General features: G+C 57.4%; 18 protein-coding genes and 2 pseudogenes. 7 read left to right on the forward strand and 13 right to left on the reverse strand.

The genetic code is table 11. The features are described 5' to 3' along the window. Positions 1-339 precede the first annotated feature (339 nt). Entirely contained in the window at positions 340-1,377 is a 1,038-nt protein-coding gene (locus tag LB462_RS07135; RefSeq protein WP_224506605.1) for a methyltransferase, read from the forward strand. 347 nt (positions 1,378-1,724) lie between these two features. Continuing rightward, complete coding sequence (locus LB462_RS07140; protein ID WP_224506606.1) at positions 1,725-1,880, forward strand: hypothetical protein; 156 nt, start codon at positions 1,725-1,727, stop codon at positions 1,878-1,880. 124 nt (positions 1,881-2,004) lie between these two features. Here the strand turns inward: LB462_RS07140 and LB462_RS07145 are convergent, their stop codons facing one another. The 7 genes and pseudogenes from LB462_RS07145 to LB462_RS07175 form a co-directional block, all read right to left on the reverse strand. Continuing rightward, positions 2,005-3,690, reverse strand: coding sequence for an FAD-dependent oxidoreductase (locus tag LB462_RS07145; RefSeq protein ID WP_224506607.1), 1,686 nt, complete (start codon positions 3,688-3,690; stop codon positions 2,005-2,007). Positions 3,691-3,837: 147 nt separating this feature from the next. After that, entirely contained in the window at positions 3,838-5,067 is a 1,230-nt protein-coding gene (locus tag LB462_RS07150; protein ID WP_224506608.1) for an MFS transporter, read from the reverse strand. A gap of 173 nt (positions 5,068-5,240) precedes the next feature. Then, a pseudogene (locus LB462_RS07155) lies at positions 5,241-5,639 on the reverse strand (GFA family protein); the annotation flags it as partial. Between the two features lie 193 nt (positions 5,640-5,832). Then, a complete protein-coding gene (locus tag LB462_RS07160) occupies positions 5,833-6,462 on the reverse strand; it encodes a hypothetical protein (protein ID WP_224506609.1) in 630 nt (209 codons plus the stop codon). Between the two features lie 9 nt (positions 6,463-6,471). Then, positions 6,472-8,730, reverse strand: a complete 2,259-nt coding sequence (locus LB462_RS07165) for a xanthine dehydrogenase family protein molybdopterin-binding subunit (RefSeq protein ID WP_224506610.1) — start codon at positions 8,728-8,730, stop codon at positions 6,472-6,474. 1 nt (position 8,731) lies between these two features. Then, positions 8,732-9,193: a (2Fe-2S)-binding protein gene (locus tag LB462_RS07170; protein ID WP_224506611.1), complete on the reverse strand. Its 462-nt coding sequence runs from the start codon at positions 9,191-9,193 to the stop codon at positions 8,732-8,734. Between the two features lie 417 nt (positions 9,194-9,610). Further along, positions 9,611-10,039 (reverse strand): GlcG/HbpS family heme-binding protein, encoded by a 429-nt coding sequence (locus LB462_RS07175; RefSeq protein WP_224506612.1) that lies wholly within the window; start codon positions 10,037-10,039, stop codon positions 9,611-9,613. Positions 10,040-10,687: 648 nt separating this feature from the next. Between LB462_RS07175 and LB462_RS07180 the strand changes: the two genes are divergently transcribed. After that, the gene (locus LB462_RS07180; protein ID WP_224506613.1) at positions 10,688-13,543 is read left to right on the forward strand and encodes an ATP-binding protein; all 2,856 of its coding nucleotides are present in this window, start codon (positions 10,688-10,690) and stop codon (positions 13,541-13,543) included. A gap of 36 nt (positions 13,544-13,579) precedes the next feature. Here the strand turns inward: LB462_RS07180 and LB462_RS07185 are convergent, their stop codons facing one another. From LB462_RS07185 to LB462_RS07200, 4 genes are all read right to left on the reverse strand, one after another. Continuing rightward, positions 13,580-13,885, reverse strand: a complete 306-nt coding sequence (locus LB462_RS07185) for a putative quinol monooxygenase (RefSeq protein WP_224506614.1) — start codon at positions 13,883-13,885, stop codon at positions 13,580-13,582. Positions 13,886-13,905: 20 nt separating this feature from the next. Further along, positions 13,906-14,658: an alpha/beta fold hydrolase gene (locus LB462_RS07190; protein WP_224506615.1), complete on the reverse strand. Its 753-nt coding sequence runs from the start codon at positions 14,656-14,658 to the stop codon at positions 13,906-13,908. A 60-nt stretch (positions 14,659-14,718) separates the two neighbouring features. Continuing rightward, positions 14,719-15,516, reverse strand: coding sequence for a DJ-1/PfpI family protein (locus tag LB462_RS07195; protein ID WP_224506616.1), 798 nt, complete (start codon positions 15,514-15,516; stop codon positions 14,719-14,721). A gap of 149 nt (positions 15,517-15,665) precedes the next feature. Further along, positions 15,666-16,901, reverse strand: coding sequence for an MFS transporter (locus LB462_RS07200; RefSeq protein ID WP_224506617.1), 1,236 nt, complete (start codon positions 16,899-16,901; stop codon positions 15,666-15,668). Between the two features lie 590 nt (positions 16,902-17,491). On the opposite strand from LB462_RS07200, the gene LB462_RS07205 reads away from it, so the two are divergent. From LB462_RS07205 to LB462_RS07215, 4 genes and pseudogenes are all read left to right on the forward strand, one after another. Then, the gene (locus LB462_RS07205) at positions 17,492-18,586 is read left to right on the forward strand and encodes a COG3904 family protein (RefSeq protein ID WP_224506618.1); all 1,095 of its coding nucleotides are present in this window, start codon (positions 17,492-17,494) and stop codon (positions 18,584-18,586) included. Between the two features lie 69 nt (positions 18,587-18,655). Next, a pseudogene (locus LB462_RS31400) lies at positions 18,656-18,766 on the forward strand (NADPH-dependent FMN reductase); the annotation flags it as partial. 463 nt (positions 18,767-19,229) lie between these two features. Beyond that, entirely contained in the window at positions 19,230-20,396 is a 1,167-nt protein-coding gene (locus LB462_RS07210) for a GGDEF domain-containing protein (protein WP_224506619.1), read from the forward strand. Positions 20,397-20,565: 169 nt separating this feature from the next. Further along, positions 20,566-20,880, forward strand: coding sequence for a hypothetical protein (locus LB462_RS07215; RefSeq protein ID WP_224506620.1), 315 nt, complete (start codon positions 20,566-20,568; stop codon positions 20,878-20,880). A 59-nt stretch (positions 20,881-20,939) separates the two neighbouring features. Here the strand turns inward: LB462_RS07215 and LB462_RS07220 are convergent, their stop codons facing one another. Beyond that, on the reverse strand, positions 20,940-21,458 hold the full coding sequence (locus LB462_RS07220; RefSeq protein WP_224506621.1) for a DUF995 domain-containing protein: 519 nt from the start codon (positions 21,456-21,458) through the stop codon (positions 20,940-20,942). 136 nt (positions 21,459-21,594) lie between these two features. After that, complete coding sequence (locus LB462_RS07225) at positions 21,595-22,539, reverse strand: glycoside hydrolase family 26 protein (protein WP_224506622.1); 945 nt, start codon at positions 22,537-22,539, stop codon at positions 21,595-21,597. Positions 22,540-22,550: the final 11 nt, after the last annotated feature.

The following is a 22,550-nucleotide window of genomic DNA, read 5'->3' on the forward strand; positions in this document are numbered from 1 at the left end:
ATTCGACAACCGGAAAAATTCGTTTGGAGCGTGATAGTACTCATCCGATGTGGCTTCTGACTAAACATTTCAATTTGAAGCGGTATCTTTGGCAGCAATTGTCGTCTTTCAGGCATCAATGAAAATCGGGCAAAAGACTGACATTATCGGCATTTTCAAAGGAACATTTATTCATAACATTTCGACATTGTACGGATAGAATATTCCAAGAGAAAGAACAACGCTTTCTGGTCCGATGCTGCAACGTGATTTGACACCTCACGATGAGGCGACCATGCTTATATTATCCGTGTGCGTGCGTGTTCAGCTCAATCGGTATACTCATACAGAAAGCTCAATATGACTGAACCTGAGCAGCATTCTTCATCACCAAGTCTTCCGCCTCACGTTCAACTTATTCAGATGGGTACTGCCTACTGGGCATCCAGAGTTGTCTACGCTGCGGCCAAATTGGGTCTCGCAGATCAGCTTAAGTCAGGAACTAAGAGTGCAGACGAGCTGGCGGGCGCTATCGGCGCGCATGCCCCTACTCTGCACAGGTTGATGCGCACGCTCGCAAGTTTGGGCATCCTCACCGAGCGGACCGAGCGACGGTTCGCGCTGACTGACTTGGGTCAGGCGCTGACGACCGGCGCTCCCGGCTCGGCGAGGGCAACCCTGCTTACCGTTGGGAGCTATTGGTTTGACGGCTCCTTCGATCACATTGTCCATTCCGTTCAGACGGGTGAAACCGGCTTTGAAAAAGTTCAGGGGATGCCGGTCTTCGAGTACCTCGCGCAGCATCCTGATGACGCCTCCCTGTTCAGCGAGACGATGGTCGGCATTCATGGCGAAGAGCCTCCGGCAGTTGCGGCGGCCTACGATTTTTCCACGTTCGAGACCGTTGTCGATGTCGGCGGCGCGACTGGGAACATGCTGGCAGCCATCCTCACCCGCCATGCCGGGCCACGCGGGATCCTGTTCGACAGGTCGCACGTGGTGGGGGACGCGCCCGCGTTGCTCCAATCAAAAGGCGTGATCGACCGTGTAACGATAGAAGCCGGTGATTTCTTCGACACCGTGCCTGCCGGGGGCAATGCCTATCTTCTGTCGCACATCCTCCATGACTGGGGTGAAGATCAGTGCCTCAAGATCCTGGGCCACGTCCGCAAAGCCATGAAGCCGGGCGGCCATCTGCTTATTGTGGAGATGGTGTTGCCGGCCGGCGACGCGCCGCATCCAGGTAAGATGCTTGATATGGTGATGCTCGTACTCCCTGGAGGCCAGGAGCGGACTGAGGCCGAATACCGCTCCCTTCTTAGTAAGGCTGACTTCCGTCTCACGCGTGTCGTGCCGACGGATTCCGCGGTTAGCGTGATAGAAGGGGTTCAGATTTAGAAGGATCTATCGCAAACTGCCTTTAGATTTTGTGCCCAATCAAAAACCACTCTAATCGGCCTATCCAAACGCGTATGCCCCATTGGTCTCGCCAATTGAGGCTAGATGGCCCGTATGTGCTCCTAAAGTTGCATAATGTCTCATGGGGAACCGCGCTTCAGAAAACTGCGTTGAGTGGGGCTGCGGTTCGATTCCGCTCAAGGCGAGCATTTCCTATGGGCCATAGATATGCATCATCTACCCCAGCTTAGAGGTCAGAAAGAACGGAACGGGCAGTCCCTATGATGCCCAGGCGGAGGACACGCGGTGGGAGGCGTTTGGAAATTCTGTTGCCCTCGCGGGTCTGCGTGAGCAGGGCAGACTTCGTCCACACGGTCATTCGCCCGTTTAATGCATGCATCTCGGATCGGCTTGTTCCCACCATCCGCAATATTTACGCTGATAGTGACACGGTCATCATATTCTTCGACATCGAGGGCAGGGCCCGCGATGGCAAGCGCTAAGGCAACACTTCTACGTGGTATCTGCAATTGCAGGAGAACAGATCGTGAAGCCTCTGCCTTCTTCGACAGCCTCGCCTTCTATGACCTCCTTGGTGCATCTCTCACTTGCCTAAACCGGGGTAGTCTAGGGAGCCACAACCGAGGCGGGTCCCACATTTCGCACCAAAAAAGAATGGATCTGCGCGATGACCGCCGCGCCCTCACCGACGGCGGCCGCGACTCGCTTAGTGGAGCCGGCGCGTGCGTCTCCAATGGCAAAGATCCCAGGACAACTCGTTTCGAGCGGCAGTCGCTCGCCTTGGCCGTTACCGTCTCCCGTGAGAACGAAGCCCTTCCCGTCGATCGCCACACAGCCGTCAAGCCAGCTGGTATTAGGATCGGCGCCAATGAACAGGAAGAGATGGCGCGAGGCACACTCCTCGGTCTCGCCGGTTCGGACGTCACGGAAGGTAGCGCCGGTCAAACCTGTCTCTCGGTCGCCATGCAAGCCCACAATCTCGCTGCCCACATGGAGTTCGACATTGGCCAATACCGCGAGCCGGTCGATCAGATACTGGGACATAGTCTGCTCGAGTGGTCGCCGGACCACGAGATGCAGGTGCCTGACCTGTGGTGCGAGGTAGGCAACGGCCTGGCCGGCTGAGTTTCCGCCGCCGACGAGAGTGACTTCCTCTCCGGCGCAGAGGCGGGCCTCGATCGGCGATGCCCAGTAGGAAACGCCAGCCCCCTCCAGCTCTTCGATATTGGTGATATCAGGCCGTCGGTAGCGCGCTCCTGACGCGATCACGATGGAACGCGCCCGTGTGGTACACCCATTGCTGAGCTCCAGAGAGAAAGGAGCTTCCGACTCATGTCCATGACAGCACAGCTTTCCGACGGTCAGTGGGATCGCAAGCTCGGCACCGAACTTCGTCGCCTGATTGAAGGCACGCCCTGCAAGAGCCTGTCCTGAGATACCAGTTGGGAAACCGAGATAATTTTCGATCCGGGCGGATGCGCCTGCCTGGCCCCCGAAAGCCCGCGAATCGAGAACCAAAACAGACAGTCCCTCAGATGCCCCATAGACAGCGGTGGCCAGCCCAGCCGGTCCCGCTCCGACGACTGCCACGTCATAGACATTCTTCGGATCGAGATCCGGCACGACGCCCAGACAGGACGCCGCATCCGTGTCGCTCGGATTTCTGAGCAATGTGCCGTTTGGGCAGATCATCAATGGCAGATCTTCAGGTGCGATGCCGAGCCGTTCGACCAGCTCGCGCCCCTCGGCCTCGCATGCAGCGACGAGGGAGTGGGGATAGCCGTTGCGGGTGAGAAATCCAGACAACCTCACGATGTCGGGAGCATCCCGGCGTCCAACCAGAATCGACCCTGCACCGCCGACCCGCCCTTCTTCGATCAGCGAGACGCGACGGAGGATATAGGCGCGCATGATCGCTTCACCAACATCCGCCGACCCGATGACAAGCGCGCGAAGATGTGGGGCATCAAAGGGTATTGCAGTTACGCCCTTCTCGCCCGCGACCACCGATGCCAGGGTTGCATGACCAGACAACTGATTGGTCTCGCCGGTGAACTGGCCGGCACCGTAGGTGGCGATCACGGACGACCTGCCTGCCCCACCGCGCTGAATTGCATCGGCGGAGCCCTCTAGAATAAGCCAGGCAGGCACGTTGCGGGTTCCGATCTCATAGAGGATGTCGCCTGGGCCGAAGCGCCTCGACTCGCCGCTCGCGAAGCGTCGAGCCATCCCGATTTGGAAAGTCGAAAGTGTTGGATATGCTTGCTCCCGCCGAGCATCGGTGATCGCCATTGTGTGAACTCCATATCGACATATCGGCCTATGCTCGTGCCCGTGAGCGACGGTATCCCGATCAGTTTGTCAGTCTATCCTGCGCATCACCAAAACCTAAGGCTTGCCGCTTTCTGCCGCGGACATTTCCATGCAACCCATGGCGGGTCAAGCAGGCGCCGGCTGAGGTGCCTTCGGCAAGGTGAGCGCAAAGACGAGAAGACCCAGAAGGGTCAGTCCAAAGCCCGCCCATACGGCGGAGAGTAGGCCATATCCGGCTGCGATGGTCAGGCTGCCTGCCCAGGCGCCGATCGCGTTGGCGATATTGAGCGCTGCAAGGTTCAGGGCGCCCATCAACGTAGGGGCCTCCGGAGCAACGCGCGTCAGGCGCACCTGGATCGTGGGGATGGCGACCATCATGGTGACGCCGACGCCGAACAGCGCTGGCATCAGTATCCACACGTTTCTGCCACCGGCCGCCAGCACCGAAAGCACGATCAGGGCGCTGCCATAGCCCACAACCAATCCTCGCGCGGGATATGAATCCGCCAGCCGTCCGCCTATCAAATTACCCACGGTCATGCCGAGGCCGAATAGTGCCAGCGCTACCGGAATCCACGTTTGATCGAGCGTTGCAAGATCGGTAACGAAGGGACCGATAAAGGTATAGACAGCGAAGATGCTGGCCACGCCGAGTGCCGCGACAAGCATCATGGCCCAGACTGCCGGCCGACGCAGAGAGGCCAGTTCCTGCGTCACGGGTCCGCCCTGAAGCGCTTGGGTTCGAGGCACCCAGGTCCACAATGCAATGAAGGCCAGACCGGCTACCGCGGCGACGCTGAAATAGGTGTTTCGCCAGCCAAGACTCTGGCCTAGGAAGGTCGCCAGCGGCGAGCCAATGATCGTCGCGATGGTCAGACCGGACATGACCAGTGCAAAGGCCTTGCCGGCGTGACCGGGGCCAACGATGTACGACGCAACCACGGCGCCGGCACCGAAATAGGCTGCTTGCGGCATGCCGCTGATGAAGCGGGCGAAGGCGAACGTGCGGAGATCGGTGGCGACCGCCGACAGGACGTTGCCCAGGATGAACAGGCCCATTAGGCAAAGGAGAAGGGTTCTCCGGTTAAGCCGAGCCGCCGCCAGTGTCACGAGAGGAGCTCCGATCACCACACCGAAGGCGTAGGCAGCGATCGCATTCGTTGCCGTGGGGATGTCGATTCCAAGGCTGGCGGAGAACAGCTGGAGAATCCCCATGCTCGCAAACTCAGACGTCCCGATGCAGAAGCTTCCGAGTGCCAGGGCGAACAACGTGAGGCCCCGCTTTCGCCGCTCCGCCTCGTTCGTGCAATGCACCTTCACGGCAGCGCATTGACCACGATAGGCTTTTTCCAGCATCCCTGCCTCCTTTCATGACGGACCGGGAGGATCGTGCCGACCGGCACGAAGTGACCCGCCCAAATGTCCAGTTGTCCGCCAAGGGCGCTATTTTATCCGGGCGGAAAGTTAAGTCCGCGACAAGTCCACGAAGTCCAGGCGTGGGCCAACCACGAGCGTTCATCCAGGCTTGTCTCTAATTGCGGCACATCGAGCGGAATGGCCCAGGCGAGCAGTGCTTGGGGAACATCTCCAGCAAAGTGCCTTACGCCATCATTATTATCCAGGCTGCCGATCGAGACGACGACCATGTCCAAATAGCTTTCCGCGTTGCTGGTGAACAATCGTGTGCCGCAAGCGGGACAGAAATTCCGGTCCAGCCCCTTTCCTGACGAAGCAGTGTAGTGGAAAGCCTTGGGTTGCCCGCTTAGGGGCGCGAACTCATCTTCAGATACGCCGAGAAGTGTCATCGCCTCGCCGCCCGATGCCCTCTTGCAGTCGCGGCAATGACAGACTGCGACAAAGTCAGGATCGATGTCGAACCCGAATCTCACCGCGCCGCATGCGCATCGGCCAGTATGTTTCTTGATCATAGCTGCGTACTTCGATGGTGAGATGACGACCGCAATGGGGTTGCGAGGAGGCGGCGCGCCATCGCAAAACGACCCGTGTACGGTCTGCTCGTCGGACACCCCGGGAAACATCGCAGCTTCGACGAGGCGTCCGACAAACCTAGCATCAGTATATCACCCGCTGAATGACCAACCCACACCACAGTCTGCCTCCTTAGTCCGGACAGGGCTGCCCGGCGGCTCCCCAAAGAGCCATGTCTTTGACGTGATCCTCGAAGGTTCCCGGCGGGGTCGTGCGGCCAGTGCCAGGCGCCCACGCTCTCGGAATAAATCCGCTAAGCGATGCGTCGTGCCTCAAATGCTCAATGAGACCGGCAGCGTCGCGGCCGCCATTGCGTTTGGGATCCTTCAGTTGGGCACAGATCTCGGCCCCGCTCTTGCCAAACCAGATGAATTCCACCGGCGCAAGCTGCCAGTCGATACCAGCATGCAAGGGCGCCGGTGCCGGATCGTTCGGTGTGGTGGAAGTGATGTGACACGTCGAACATGGGATTGTCTCTGCCCCGATGCGGCTTTCTCCGCCATGTATATTCATGCCGTGCACTCGGGGCTTGCTTTCGCCAGCCGGTGTCCAGATCGGAATAGCCATCTTATCGACGTGACAATTGGCACAACGTGGGTGCGTCACCACCGCTTCAATTCTCTTCCAGGCCTGCAGTCCCTCGGCGCTGCTGACGCTCCCAGACGGCAGCGCATCGTTCGCCCCGTCCTTAGCCAAAACCATTCCTATCAGAGCGAAGATTGAGGAACTGGCAAAAGTGAGCGCGATCAAAGTAATTCTCATGGCTCGCCCTCACACGAAATCGATGAACTTGTTGAACGGCATCTCGCGGATACGCCTGCCGGTCGCAGCAAATATGGCGTTAGCGAGTGCTGGAGCAGCGGGCGGTACAGGCGGCTCACCAATACCCCTAACCGTATAATCGTTTTCCAGCCCGCGCACCTCGATTACCGGACATTGGTACATCCGCATAGCCTCATGGTGGTTGTAGTTGGTCTGTTGGACCGCTCCCTTGGCATAGGTGAGTTCGCAGTTCATGGCATGGCCAAGGCCCCAGATGACACCGCCCTGGACGAGATTCTCGAAGTTGACAGGATCAATAACCTTGCCGACGTCAGCGGCCACCCAGACCTTGTCGATTTTGATGCCGGCGTCGATCATCGTCACTTCGACGATTTCAGCCACCGCCGTGCCAAACGACTCGACAAACGCCACACCGCGGCCTTTTCCGCTTCCGAGGGGACCCTTCCAGTCCGCCATCTCACCAACGGTTTCCAAAAGCTTCCGGTAGATCGGAACCTTGCACATCTCGATGCGCGCCATGAGCGGATCGAGCCCCGCGGCGTGGATCAACTCGTCGATGAAACTTTCGGTGAAGAATCCGTTAGCGGAGGCCCCAACGGAGCGCCAAGTCGTGGACGGTGACAGTCCTTGTACTTCGAAGCTTGTCGCCCGGTAATTGGGAATGTTGTAGTACACGTTCCAGATGCCAACCGCCAGTTGGCCATCGGGGTCCTTCGTGGGCGCGCCCATCCTCGCCAGGAGCTCTTTGAATGGCGCTGTTGCGGCCACCTGCAAATCGGCCGCGACTATCTTTCCATCCTTGACACTTCCCCTACACCTGCCCATTGCAATCTGCCGGGGAATGTCCTGCAGGAAGTCCTCCTTCCGCGAGAAGATGAGCTTCACTGGTATCCCGCGCATCTGGTTCGCGATCTCGGCAAGTACTCTGATATTCTCGAATTCGAGGCGATGCCCGAAGCTCCCACCCATCCACTCGTTATGAAAGGTCACTTGTTCTGGCTTCATGCCGATCGCTGTGGCAGCAATGTGCTGCACGGATTGTGGCGTTTGATGGCCGACCCAGATTTCCATTCCCTTGTCGGTAACGATGCCTATGCCGTTGAGCGGCTCTAATGGTTGATGCCCCACATAGGGTGCGCGATATTCCGCCTCGACCAGCGTCCCTTCTTTCAATCCAGCGTCGATCTTGCCGTCGTTGCGCCACTCCTTACCGAGGAATTGTGGAGCAAAGGAAGAGGCCACGATGTTCCAGTGGTCAGCCTGCTCGGCCGGATATTTGCTTGGCTCCCATACACAGTCGACCACCTCGGCCGCTTGCATCGCGTACCAGCTGTTCGTTGCAATCACGGCGATACCATTCGATATTTTGAGGATGGTCTGGACGCCCGGCATCGACTGAGCTTTGCTGGCGTCGTAGGACTTGATGGGCTGCCCTTTGTTGGGGTTCAGCTTGACGGCGGCGTAAACCATGCCGTCCATCGTCCTGTCGATACCGAACTTCATTTCGCCGGTGACTTTTGATCGGATATCGAGTCGCTCCATCGGCTTGCCGATAAATCGCCATTGTGATGGTTCGCGGAGCTTGGCGACCGCAACCGGCGTAATCTTCGCTGCTTCGGCCGAAAGCGCGACATACGGAATTTTCGTCCCGTCGGGCAGGATCACGCTTCCGGCCTCTGTACGTAAGTCGGCGGCCGCGACTCCGCTGCGCTTGGCTGCAGCCGCCTTGAGCGTTTCCCGCGCGATCGCACCGGCCATGCGCAGCTTTTCGAAGGTATCGGGAATGGCACTGGAGCCTCCGGTCATCTGTAGGCCGGCCTTCCTGAGCCATTCCAGCGCTGCCGCGCGAGCCTTTTCGGCTTCGGGGCTTTGGTCTGCCGCCATGAATGGCGCAAGTTCGTGGGCAAAGCCGGTATTGAAATAGACGGGACTGGGTCCGGCGAAGCGAATTTCAAATTGGCCCGGCTCGAGGTCCAACTCCTCGGCGATCATGAGAGTCTGGATAGAACCGACGCCCTGGCCCTTGTCGGCATGCTGGGCAATCAGGGTGATTTTTTCCGGACTGATTTCGACCCAAGGATTGAATGTAACCGAATTCGGACCGAGGTCCGCCGTCAACGGATTCGTCGCGACAGCGGAAGAAAGTGCCGGTTGCGCCTGACCATACTGCCCGAACGCCATACCTCCGGCGATCGCGACGGAGCCGAAAACGAAGGTACGACGCGAGAGACCCGGTATCTCGCTCATCTCAATTCCCTCCAATCTTCTTAGCGGCTGTGTGGATCGCGACACGAATACGTTCATACGTTCCACATCGGCAGAGATTTCCCGACATGACCTCGTTGATGTCCTCATCAGTAGGTTTGGGATTCGATTTCAGCAGCGAGATCGCCTGCATAATTTGGCCGGTCTGACAGTAGCCGCACTGCGGTACCTGATGTTCGATCCAGGCCTCCTGCACGGGGTGCAGCTTGCCATTGCCCACGGCTTCAATTGTGGTTATCGCCTTGCCCGCAATATCAGCCATACGTGCCTGACAAGAGCGCACGGCTGCTCCATCGACTTGCACCGTGCAAGCGCCGCATTGTGCTATTCCGCAACCATACTTAGGACTTGTTATGCCGAGCTCATCGCGCAAAACCCAGAGCAAAGGCATCTCGGGAACCACGTCTACTCGATGCCTAACGCCATTTACAGTAATATCAAACATCGCAAGCCTTCCCCAATTCACCAGGACTTAGCTGTTGCGCGTAACCGTACTCGAGGCTTCCGAAGCTGCAAGGACAATTGGCCAGAATTTACCTCTTTTAACCGGTGGTTGGACATCGACAACGGCCAACGTGGGGCCCGATTCTTCGTTTAGATCTTGGCCGGCGAGGTGTTCTGCGAACGCCATGATGAGCAGGAAAGGCTGCGCTTGGTAAAATTTCCAGTACGGGTTTATGACCTTCAAGGCTGCTGTTCGTAACGAACGCTGTTGCAGTCGAGGCAATGACGGGCGATAGAGTCGGGCTTGGTGTTGCGCTAGAAACCTAAACGCACGGCATGAGCAGTGTGCCGAACGCCTCTTGACGATGGCTATCTAACGCGACAGCGATGCGCGCCGCTTTCGTCCCCGACGTCTCGTTCAGGCGCTGCCTGAATTGAGGGCCGCGATTGCCGCCTCAGCGACCGAAATATCTTGTTCGACCGTTCCGGCGCTCGCGCCCACCGCACCAATGATTTCACCGTCGATGCTTACTGGGACTCCGCCGCCGAAGACGATGACCCGCCCGCCATTGCTTTGAGCGATGCCAACGAGCGGCGCACCGGGCTGCGCCAGTTCGCTGAGATACGCGGTGGTCTTATCGAATAAACGGGCCGTCACTGCCTTGCCGATGGCAAGATCGATGCTTCCGATGAGGGCACCGTCCTGACGCGCAAACGCCACGAGCGCTCCACCGTCATCGACGACGGCAATGTTGTACGCAACGCCGAAGCTTGCTGCTCTGGCTTCACCCGCCTCCAGCATCCGCTTCGCATCAGAGAGGGTGAGGGTGGTGCGAGAACAAGGCATCGTTTTTCCTCAGCTTAGGCTACCGTTTCGGCGACTCAATCGGGTTCTTGCGGCTTGCTCATTGCAAGCCTCTCAAGTTATTATCGTCCAGGCAACCACGGTTCGAGTAGCCGCCGAGCTGCCATCGCTTGGTCATCGCGATTGTCTCGTATGCAAAGCAGCGGTGCGCGCGAAGCACATTACAACCGAACGAGCCAAATTGGGGGTAAAAAAAGGTAATTCTGGTAGGGCAGGTTTGCAAACTGGGCTTTCTCTGGGTAGTCGTAACAGCAGGGAGAACCAGCGCTCCGGTCGCGGCGAATAAAACCAGATGGGTACGCGAGATGAAAAGCCAAGTTGCTGCTTCACTACGACGGCTTCGATTTGGTATCAGCTCCCGCGCGGGGCCCCTCCTGCATGCCTCTGCTTCAGAGGCCGTGGGCATCTCGTTCAGCAAAAACGAACTCATCCGCGTCGCCCGGCCGAATACATTCGTCCGCGACACCAATCCCAAGGCCAATATCACCGCGTCCGAACGGTCCTATACGCGAGCGGATAAAGAGGTTAAATTGGCGGGCACGCTAAAGCTCACAAAGCTGAACCTGGGATACAGACGCAGGAAGCGCAACTCGGGAACGGCGCGTTCATCACGGAGTCATTCGGGGGTGCATGGAACGATCCGGCAAACTAGACGGTAAGACATATTGTTTCGGTGACTATCGGTTCATTCCAAACCGGCAACTGTTGATGCTTGGCGACAACCCGCTGCGGGTGGGAGCCCGTGCTCTCGATCTGCTCCACCTGCTCCTCATCCACGCGGGGGAAGTCGTCGGCAAGGATCAGCTGATGAGCTTCGTCTGGCCGGACACCTTCGTGCATGAAAGCAATCTGAAGGTCAACATCGCCGCCTTGCGCCGTGCTCTTCGGCTACGGTCCTCAGGACTATCGTGCATCGCCACTGTAAGCGGCCGCGGCTATCGCTTTGTCGCGCCGCTGCGTGTCTATGGAGGAGATCACTCGCCGTCTGCTTTCGATTCTGGCAAGGCGGTAGCGAGAGAACTGCCGAACATCGCGCCGATCATTGGTCGCGATCAAGTAATCGCCGCGCTCGAAGCCAAGCTTGCGACGGAAAAATTAGTGACTGTTGTCGGCCCGGCCGGAGTCGGCAAAACGACCGTCGCATTGGCCACAGCGAGCCACCTTCTGAAACGCTATGACGATGGTGTTTGCTTCGTAGATCTCGCCACCATCGGTGACCCACAGCTTGTAGCCGCGACGATTGCGGCTTCGCTGGGCGTTAGCGGCAAATGGACCAATGTGCTTGCCGGCATCGTCGAAACATTGCGGGATTGCGAAATGCTGCTTGTGCTCGACAATTGCGAGCATGTTCTGAGCACGACCTCCGCCATCGCGGAGCATCTGAGGCTGGCGATTCCCAGCATCCACATCATTGCGACGAGCCGGGAACCGCTCCGCTCGCGGTCCGAGAATGTCTATCGTTTGTCTCCGCTCCCATATCCAGACGAGAACGGTGGCACCAACCGAAAGGATGCCCTGGCTTTTGCTGCCGTCGAGCTCTTTGTCAGGACGGCACATGAGGCGTGTGGCTACGTGTTAGATGACATGGATGCCCCTAAGGTGGCGACCATTTGCCGACGTCTCGACGGCATCGCGCTTGCGATCGAACTCGCCGCGTCGAGGCTGGCGACTATGGATCTGGCAACCTTGCTCGGTCTTCTCGAACGCAGCTTTGAGCCGCTCAACGCGGTATCTCGCGAAACTCTACCGCGCCACCAGACCCTTCTTGCGACCATGGATTGGAGCTACCAACTCCTGTCCCGGGATGAGGCTCGGCTCCTGCGGTTGCTTTCGGTTTTTTCGGCAAGCTTCTTTCTATCCGATGTGATCGGCGTCGCCGGCCGCATGGGCGGAAGCATCGAGGAGATAGCAGCGTGTACTGAAAGCCTCGCCGCGAAATCGCTCCTGTCGGTCGCGTACGATGCCGGCGCGCCACGCTATCGCCTGCTCGACAGTACTCGCAGCTTTGCGGCCGAGCGGCTAAACAGGAGTGGAGAAGCCGTCGACGCTCAATCCAATCTTGCGCGCCATCTTCTACGACTGTTCGAGCAAGCCGAGATGGAGTGGCAATGGCAGCCGAGGAACCAATGGACCGCCACTTACGAACCGCGAGTTAACGACTTGCTCAACGCGATCGATTGGACTTTGGGCGATGGCGCCGATCCCGAGGTCGGCGTGCGTCTTACCAGCGCTGCCATTCCGCTTTGGGACGAGTTGTCGACCGTCGCTGAAAGTCGCCGGCGCGTAGAACGGGCACTGCAATCAGTCGAAGCCCTGTCGCGATGCGAACCCGCTGTCAAAATGAAACTGATTGCGTCCTACGCCTCGGGCCTAAATTTCTCCGACCATTTCGGTCCCGAAGCCGACGCGGCGTGGATAGAGGCCAACCAATTGGCGCGCGAGATCCGCAACGTCGATTACCAGCTACGTACCTTGTGGGGACTTGGCATACTGCAAAGCTTCACCGGACGGCACAGGCAGGCAATTACGACGCTCAGGCAGTTCGCTCAGCTCGCCGATCAGGAAAATGAACGGGCGGTCATAGCGGAGGGAGAGCGGGTGAGGCTGATGGCCGCCTTTTACTGCGGCGATGTCCGGTTTGCCTACGCTGACCTCAAGAGGCTCGTGCGCGAGCATGCGATCACCGCGAAGCAATCGGGCGTCGCCCGATTCCAGATGGACCGGTTCGTGTCGATCCGGGTGGCTTTGGCGGTGGCGGCCTGGGTGTCCGGCGATCGAAGCGAGGCGACGACGGCGCTCCAGGATGCGCTCGACCACAGCCTTGCGCTCGATCACTTGGTTTCGCATTCCAACGCCCTTGCACAGGCGGCCCTGCCTATAGCAGTGTGGTCCGGAGGGACCGAAACTGCGCGCCGATATGTTGCGATGCTATCGCGTAATCTTACCTTGCGCGATATCGCCATCTGGCGACCCGTCTGTCATTTCTACGAGGGCGCCGTGAGGAGCATGGACGGCGAAGGCGAGGGTGTTGACACGATGCAACTGGCGATCGGGCAACTCGTTGCCAACAATTTCCTCGTTCGAGTGCCTGCCTACCTCGCCATGCTCGCAGAAGCCGCATTGCGTCATAAACGTATCGCACTCGCGCGTGACAGCCTGAGCGCTGCCTTCGACCGTGCCCAACGCCAAGGCGAATACTGGTCCCAGCCGGAACTGCATCGAGTGCACGGACTGCTGCAGTGGCGGGATGGCGACTTGTCGGGCGCGTCGGAAACGCTGCTGATGGCCGCGGAGACTGCAAGAGAAAGCGGAGCGCTTTTCTTCCGGCTGCGGGCCTCGACGGCTCTGGCGGAACTGTGGGCGAAAACCGACCGGCGGGTGGCAGCAGCCGATCTGCTGTCGCCCATCTGCGCCGAATTCGATAACGTACCGCCCTGTGCGAACGTAGCGAAGGCGCGTCACCTGCTCGAGACCCTCAGGCGATAGTACACAGCCCGGACCAATGGTGCTTCTTACACCACTTCATCCATTCTTGTTCGCGACCAACGCGGGCTCGAGGACAAAGGCGTTGCGGTCGGCCAGATCGTGGATTTTCGACAGATACTCCTTGAAATGCGGCGTCTCGCGGTGGACCGCCACCGCTGCATTGTCGACATAGAGCTCGTCCAGCGCATAACGGTCGGCTTTCGTCTGGTCCCGCCAGATGTCCCATCGCAGATTTCCCGGCTCGGCCCGACAGTGGGGCGCCATGCTGAAGAGCAATGCCTCAAGCTCTTCCGCCTTGCCCGGCTTTGCCAACAAAGTCGCCATAATTTTGATGTGAGCCATGATCCGGATCTCTCGGTCTGCTATTTCGCGCTGCCCGCAGTTTCTATGAAGGCTGCGACCTCCTGCGGATGGGAGAGCATCACGGCATGGCTGCTGTTGATCTCCACGGTTGTGGCGCTGGCCCGCTTCGCGAACGCCCGCTGGAAGGTCGGCGGGATCATCAGGTCTTTGGTGGTAACCATGAAATGCGATGGCTTGGCCTTCCACGCGACCTTGGTGATTTTTGTCTCCACCGCTTCCAGCCCCCACGGTACCTGGGCGAAGGCCATGAAACGTGTAATCGAAGTATCGACATCAGCGGCGAAAGCACCCGGGAATTTTGAAGGATCCACGAGCAGGTAGCCCCCGTGGGGCGGCAGCAGCGGCGCGCCCGACTCTCCCGGCGGTACCGGCTCTTCGGCAAGCGACGCTACAGACTCTCCGGCGTCGGGCGCAAAAGCTGCGATATAGACCAGACTTTGTACTTTCGGATTGTCACCCGCTTCCGTGATGACCATTCCGCCATAGGAGTGGCCGACCAGGATCACCGGGTGTCTTGCCGCGGCAATTACCTGCTGCGTGGCGGCCACGTCGCCATTGAGGCTGATTGTCGGGTTCTGGACGACGAGCACCTCGTATCCTTCATCAGTGAGTATGTCGAACACCGCCTTCCAGCCGGAGCCGTCGACGAAGGCGCCATGCACAAGAACAATCGACACAGGCTTTTCGTTCGATTGAGCCAGCGCGGCTGCAGGAGCGATCAAAGACAAGAGGAGGGCCAAAGCAATGCGCATCTTAAAATTAGCTCCATTTGATTGAAGGTGTACACGGCGAGGCATTACGCCTCGTATGCTTCACAGCGCTGGACTGACGCGATCGAGTGCTTCGATGAGCTTTGCCGCTATCGGATGGTCAGAGCGAGGATTTTGGCCTGTGATGAGTTCCCGATCGACAACCACATGGGGCTCGAAGTCTGGACCAACTGTCGTCTTCGCGCCAGCCAAGTCCAAGGTTTCGGGCATATTGAAATAAAGCTTGCCGTGCAGGATGTTCTCCTCGATGGGTTTTTCCTCGCTTGCCGAATAGACCGTCATCCTGTAGCCGGCATATTGCCACCCCTTTGCAAGTTCTGCCGCCTTGACCCGGTCACTTAAAATCAGCGCCGCGCGAAATTCGCTCGCCCGAGGCATTGCGGAAATCGAGACGATCGGGCCGTGGCAGAGCAGGGCGGTGGGCTTTCCCGCCGCGTGGAAATGGCGAAGGATCTCTCCCGCGTCGGGATCCTGCATCAGATCGACGACGGGCCCTTGACCTCCTGGCGCGAATACGCCGGCATATTTATCCAGCCCCTCCTCGATCACAGATCGCAAGGTGCGGCCCGTGTTCGTGGAGGGATCGTTGGCGAAGAAATCTTTGCCGCGCTGATACGCCGCCTCATCGCCGCCGAAATGCTGGACTGCGTCCGATGCCGGGTCAATGTAAGGCTTGGCGCCCGAAGGAGTGGCAAGCAGTACTTCATAGCCTGCCCCGACAAGCGCCAGCATAGGCACCACTGTTTCATTAAGATACTGTCCCGTCGGCCCGGTGCCGCCTCCCTGAATTTCGATACGTGTGGCGTTCGAGCCCATGACCAGCACTTTTCCCTTGCTCATAAAGCCGCCTCCTGATGTTTCACGGCGGATGGCGGACCGAAGCCGGCCATCCGGAACCGCGGACATGATATCGCGGCGCCTCCCTGATGGCTGGTTAAAAGAGGTTAAAACCCGCATAGGTCCTGACGGCCAGGATCAGTCCGGCGACGTTAGGCGAATGCCTGGGTCTTTCGGGTCGGATAAGGCCCCAGGAGAAGAATCGTTGCCGCGCCAGCCGCGAGCAGCAGCGCACAGGCTTCGAGTATTCCCGAATAGCTGCCTGTGGTGTCGAACGCGTAACCGAACAGGCTGGGTCCCACGAAAGCACCGACTACGAAGATGCCGTATAGCGTGGCGTAGGTCGTGGCATAGCTGCGCATCCCGAGATAGCGGGCGACCAGATAGGCCATCAGGTCGAATTCCACTCCAGAAGTGAGGCCAAGCAACAAGATAGCAATGCAGGCCATGGGAAAGCTCACATGGCCCAGCGAAAGGATGAGGCAGGAGACCGCGCCCAACGTCAATATGACCGTACCGACTGCAGGCGCCCAGAAGCGATCGACCAGAATGCCGCCAAGCAGTCGGCCGGCCACGGCCGCTATTCCAACGAGCGAGGCGAGTTGAACGACTTCGCTGGGGGACAGGCTCAGCGAGCGAAGTATGTTCTCGATGTTGGGCAGTGGCGCGGCGATGGCGAGCGACATCGGCACGAAGACGATGGCCAAGAGCCAAAAATAGCGGGAGTGGAAAGCCTCACGAGCAGTCATGCCATCCGACGCCTTGCTCATCGCCGGTTCCGTGGTAGCGTTCCTGATTGGCAACCTGGCAAAGCCCCAGAGAACCATGGGGCACGCGATCAATATGGGCATTGCCCCAACCACCAAGATCGCGACACGCCATCCACCGGTTTCGATCAACAGTTGAGCCAGCGGTTTCACCACGAAGGCGAACAGTCCCGCGCCAGATAGCACGATGCCAAGGGCAAGACCTCGACGTTCTTCGAACGCATTGTTGATCACCCGCGTGAAGACGACGGGGGTCGCTCCCAACCCGAAGATCGCGATAGCCAGCCACGACAGATAGTATTGTTCGACAGAGCCGTTCGATGCCGCGAGCGTCATGTAGCTCAGTCCCAGGCACGGCAACGAGATCGACGCCACCAGGCGCGCACCAAACCTGTCGATCAACGTCGCGAAAAATGGACCGACGATCAGAATTGCACCGGCCAACAGCGACAGACCGCCAAAAATGATCGCGAAGGACCAGCCGAATTCTTCCACGAAGATCGGCGCAAAGACGCCGATCGTGTAGAACGGAATGGCGGGCATGCCCAAAGCCGTTCCGAGCAAGCCGGCCAACACAAGCCGCCATCCGTTCCTGAACTCGTTGAAGTCTACACCTTTCAACGGCCACTTCCTGTTTTTCGAAAGTTCGGCAATCGCATCGTTGGGCAAGACATTATGCGCAATGTATCCCTGTCTGCAACCCATGCGAGGTTTGCGAAAATCACGGAAACGGCGAATATTGTCGGATGAACGCGGTCAACCGTGAATGTGCTGTCTTTTGCATGTCCGCTTTCAGGATGCGGCCGCTACCGGGTTAAACGACCTGAAGGCGGGCGCAAAGCAGCCATCGCATCAGCACGCGTGCTTAGATTCTTGAACCTTCAATATGCTTGGGCAGTTTGTACAAAAATGCTGAGATACCGCGCGAGTTGCGTCAGAGGGGATAATCATTTCAATACAAAGGTTTAGTGGAGATTGTAGATATTCGCGCTACAATCGAAATCGATGAAAATTGTCCTATTATCGGCATTTTCAAACGAACGGTTTTCTCGACCGATTAAGTTTGTACAGGATGTCAGAAACTCGTCTTGCTCTGCATGGCAGGGCCGAACGTGCAGTAGCCGTACGTCGTGCGAAATGCGCGATGGTCCACTTGATGCCCCGTACTTTCCCCGTATAGATACTCCGGGGAATTTGCTTGCGGGGATAACATGGGAACGGTGAAAATAGCTTTGGGCGTGAGTTACAGGCCGGTGAGACACATGTCCTTCAGATACATATTACTTCTGATTGCGTCAGCCATTTCATTATTACTCGCATCGGGTCGCTCCGGCGAAGCTCAGCAACAGGGAGCGAGTGATTCTGCTGGCAATGCACCGTGCCAAATATCGTGTATCTGGGCTTCAGGTGTGGGTGCCGTCGAAGACTGTATTCCCTGCTCCACGGCCGGTTTTGGACTGCCAAGCGCGCAGGAAATACAGACCGATCCATCCTATGAGGAACCGTTGGACCAGCCCATGCAATTTGCGACCGTACGCAATGTTGCGTCGGCTTGTGAACCGATATGCGCCGAGTGGATATCTGCTTCAGGGCGCATCACCTCAGACACGCCTGAGCAACTGCGCAAGATCCTCAAACGCCTGGAAAAGCGGCGTTTGCCGATCGTTATTCAGTCAATTGGCGGTAATCTTGATGCCGCCCTTTCAATGGGGAAGACAATTCGGGCCAATAAACTTGATGTCATTGTGGGTGCAACGATTTATGAGGGATGCAATCCTGATCAAAAGGGCTGCAAACCGAGCTTCGCCGATGGTTCTTATGCGGGGGCATCAGATTTCCGCGGTGTCCAATGTTTTTCCGCATGCACATACGTCCTCGCAGCTGGAAAGAACCGCGTCGCAAACATTTTGTCCTGGATCGGTGTTCATCAGATAACGACTACTACTACTGTCGACACCGTCGTCTATGAAACGCAATATCGAACCGTGAATGGCAAGAAGAAAGCGGTTGGCCGGCGAGTCGTGAGCAGGACGCCAAACGGGACCGTTGTCACAACCAAAATAAGCAAAACCCTAAGGAAAGAGCTGGTCGCATATTTCAACGACATGGGGGTTGATCCCGCAATTTTGGACAAAATGCTCGCTGTTCCCGCGAAGGACATGGCAGTTCTGACCAATAAGGAACTGGTTCAGTTTAAGCTCATCACTGATATGGCTGATAAGGGCACTCTTACGGACGGTGACGTTTGTAATCGCGATCCGAGACCCGATAACTGCCTGGAGTTAAGAACGAATGCGAAGATTTGAATAGGAGCTGTCGCTTTGCCCTTAAAGGCGAATGAGCAACTCAACAAAATCAATGGCGATGCTTTGCCATTAAACATGCAGGCGGCAGGACCATTAGCCGAGGTCGATCGTTATATCGGTTATTGGAAACCTTACGCAACGAGCCACGAGGAACTCGACCGCGATAGCCAGGCGCGAGATCGACGACTGGTACCCCGCCAGACGTGGTAGCCCACCCGATTAGCGACAGAAATCTGCCCGCGCCGTGGGACAGCGAGGTCTTGCGGGCATATTATCAGCCCAAGATTATCCTAGACCGCGCGGCGACTGCCACCTGTCGGTAACACGGCAAACGAATACGAGACCGTCGACTATGACGCGTTGTGAAAGCTCTCTTAGGCGGAGTATTGGCCGTTATCGTTGGCAACCCGCAACTGCCCACATGCCATTACACCTCTACAGGCTTCGGCAGCGGCCGTTGCGTGGTCTTACCTTCTCAACGATTTCTGTTTCCGCTGCCTGACCGCAAGTCTGATCAATTCAAGGCACGTTATTGCTTCACAGCTTGCGATTGTTGTGGCAGGAACCAAAATGTGCTGCGATCTATTGTCAGCGCATTTGTTGTGATAGTCACCAGCCGATCACGAGATTATATCTTCAAGGCTTGGAAAAGAGCTTCTACCATCTGATGAGAGTCCCTTCAAATCCTCTTGTGTTGATCGGGCCCACCATCCTTCTAATCTTTGCTTTGTCATTTCTGCTAGCTTGGTGGAGAGAGCGAAAGCAACGATATCCGCTGTTTTTTGCAGTCTCTTGTTTATTGTTCTGTTTGGGAACGTCATCCCAGCTTTTTGCGGTTCCGCCGGGCTATGGCCCCAACGCCGTTGTATCAGCTTTTCTTTATACATTGAGTGTATTAGTGCTCAGTGATGGTCTGCTCAGGCGCTCGGGAAAGCAGCTTCCTTTACTCGGGTATCTTGCCGGACTTGTGTGCGTCGTTGTCAGCATCGCCTACTTTTATTACATCGACCGCCAGCTTTTGGTACGCATTTACATTCTGAATTTTGGACTGGGTCTGGTCCTCACAGGTATCGCATGGAAGTTGCGTCACCTTCGGTTAGGAAGAGCGTCGGAACGTTTTCTCTTCTGGATACTGCTGGCGTTTGCAGTCCATTTCTTCCCCCGAACGATCCTCACCGTTGGTTCGAACGCCCCCGCCGCTCAAGGTTTCGGTTTCAGCCCCTTCTGGTTGACCCTGCAATTCTCTTTGGCAATATTGGGAGTTGCACTGGCGTTGGCCCTGCTTGCCGTGACTATTGGTGACACCATTGAGGTTCTACGCTGGGAAAGGGCAACGGATCCTCTTACTGGTTTGTTGAATCGTCGCGGCTTTGACGAGCGCGTCATTTCGCATCTTCAAACGCCCGATATGGGGCCGGTCAGCCTAGTCGTTGCCGACATCGATCACTTCAAGAACATTAATGATGCCTTCGGTCATCAGGTAGGTGACAACGTGCTGTCAGGGTTCGGCCGCCTGCTCCTTGAGACGCTCGGCCAAGCTGGAGTTTGTGGTCGTCTGGGCGGTGAGGAATTTGTCGTTTTGATGCCCAATTGCGGTGGTTCGGTAGCCTACGCTTTTGCTGAGCGGCTCCGGCACGAAATGCGTGACAATTCGTTCGATGGGCTACCTGCGGCACAGAGGGTAACGGTAAGCCTCGGCGTGGCCGAGGCTCGCTCGCGCGAAAGCGTCGCTGAGTTGATCGCACGAGCAGATGCAGCCCTCTATGCTGCTAAACGTGCGGGGAGGGACTGCGTTAAGTATAGTAATTGAGCAATGGTCCTGCGCATGGCGTGAAGAGGTCGCTTCAGTCTCCGATGACTTTTCGGTCGCGCCGGTCGAGAAGCAACAATTTGCATAAAATTCTCAGGATAGTTCGACCGGAAGCTTAAATCCTGTTCGCTAAAACGCTCTCCAGAACAACAGTATTGGAGGCTACTACATGACGTTTTCTATCGCGTATAGGACCAGTCTAAAATGGATGGCGGCAGCGGCAATCGGACTGGCGGTTGCCACGGTTCTTGGCGCAAGCGCTCAAGCTGCAGAAAGCCGCAAGCCAAAACAAGAGATGCGATCCGTCTACCTCGTCAAATATCGGATCAATAACGAAGTTCGTTATGGCAAATCTGCCGGCAAGATCGTCAAGGTGTCCGCCTCGCAATATATGAACAGCAATCCTTATGTCTGCACGCCAAGCGGCTTTGGGCAAAAAGCGCGTTGCTATACACCAGGCATCTTCAAACGGCCCAACGTTTAAAGAGAGATTCGTAATAAAGGAGCTGTCGCGCCTGGTCCGCCCGGCAGCTCCTCACCAAATTATCGACGAACGTCCTTGAGACGAGACACTTCCTTGCTCACCCGATCGCCTTTGACCAGCTTGAGCGCTTCATCATCCTTCTGGGCGGGATTATGCCGGAACACGTACCAGCTGCCGCCCAAGCTAGGCTTTTGATAAATGACGCCGTCCTTTTCGCGATGCAGGAAACAAGTGACCGCACCGCTTCCTCCCATCCTGTTGGACCACAGTGCCTGCAGGCAGAGCTTCCCGCCATTGGTCGCATACCAGCGCCCCTCGCCGTAGGACCAAGCCGCCCCTTCGCGCGACACCGCGGCAAACTGGTTCCGGTCAGCCGAAAAAAATCCGCCACCGGTTTTCCATTTCCATGTACGGCCGGCATAGAGCTTTTCCAGTGCCATGGCCGTCATCGGCGACGCGGCGGCGGCAAGCTTTGCCGTTCCGTCGTCCGTTTGTGGCCTGGATGCGGCGCTGGCATGGCCTGCCAGCAAGAGTACGGAGAGCGTCGTACTCACGATAGTTGAACGGATCGAATACATTTTTTACTTCCTGACTAACAAAGCAGTTCCAGCGAGAATGGTAAGCTCCTAGGTTTGGAATTGCATGGAAACACGGGATGGAGCGGTTCGGCAACAACGTGATGAACAGTCGAACCGCCCGGTGAAAAGCCGAAGATCAGTCCAGCGGATGGTTGGCAACGCGCCAATCAGGCCTGCCGACATTCCTCGGCCACTCATAGACTTCACGATCATTGAAGTAGACAACCGCAGTCATGGCAGGGAACTCGGTATGTGGCTTGTTTGCTTCTGCAGCCCAGCCGCGCACATAATCGTCGTCGCCTTCATAGCCAAGCTCCGCAATAGCGATTGGTTTGCCAAAGCGTGCCACACGATCGTATCCGGGTTTCGTCCGCTCAACAAACGTCGTGTCGTGACCGACCTCCAATTTGTCATAGGGTTGATAGCCAAAGACGGACAGACCGATGATGTCGACATATTCATCCCCCGGATAGTAGGCTTCCAGGCCTTCTTCTCCTTTCGGCGACCACATATATTTGGCCGTGGGAAATTGCTTGCGGCATACATCGTTGACATGTCGATAGGCCTTCACATAGCCCTCTGGCTTCCAGAAAGCCCAGGTGAATTGCCCGTCATTATCTTCCATTTCCTGCGCCCAACGGATGGTGACAGGGCTTTTCAGCTGTGCCGCCGCAGAGCAGACCGCCGACATGTTGGAATCGTACCGTCCTGCCAGAATCCCGCTGAGCAGATCATCGGGGCTGACACGCCAGTCACGCGCCCATGACCACGGTTCGATGGTGATCAAGAGGGACCGCCCGCGCGCCTGCGCATATGCATCCGCGGCACCGAGGGTTGTCAGATCTACGTCCTCCCAAGGCAAAAACAGGTGTTCGATCTTGGAATTGGAATCGTTGGTAAAGTCCCCGTGCGGATCGTAGGCACCGGGCGTTATTGATTCAGCCGTGATGATGGGCCGTTTGTCGTGAAACGGGTTGCGGCTGTCAACGCTCGCTCCTGACACACCGCTGGCAGCATATACACCACCGGAAACGAATGCGCCGCAAAGCAAAGCTGCGGTTAGTCTAAAGAGACGTTTCATCGCCCCCTCCT

The sequence above is a fragment of the Phyllobacterium chamaecytisi genome (genome assembly GCF_020164455.1).
GTDB classification, from domain to species: domain Bacteria; phylum Pseudomonadota; class Alphaproteobacteria; order Rhizobiales; family Rhizobiaceae; genus Phyllobacterium; species Phyllobacterium chamaecytisi.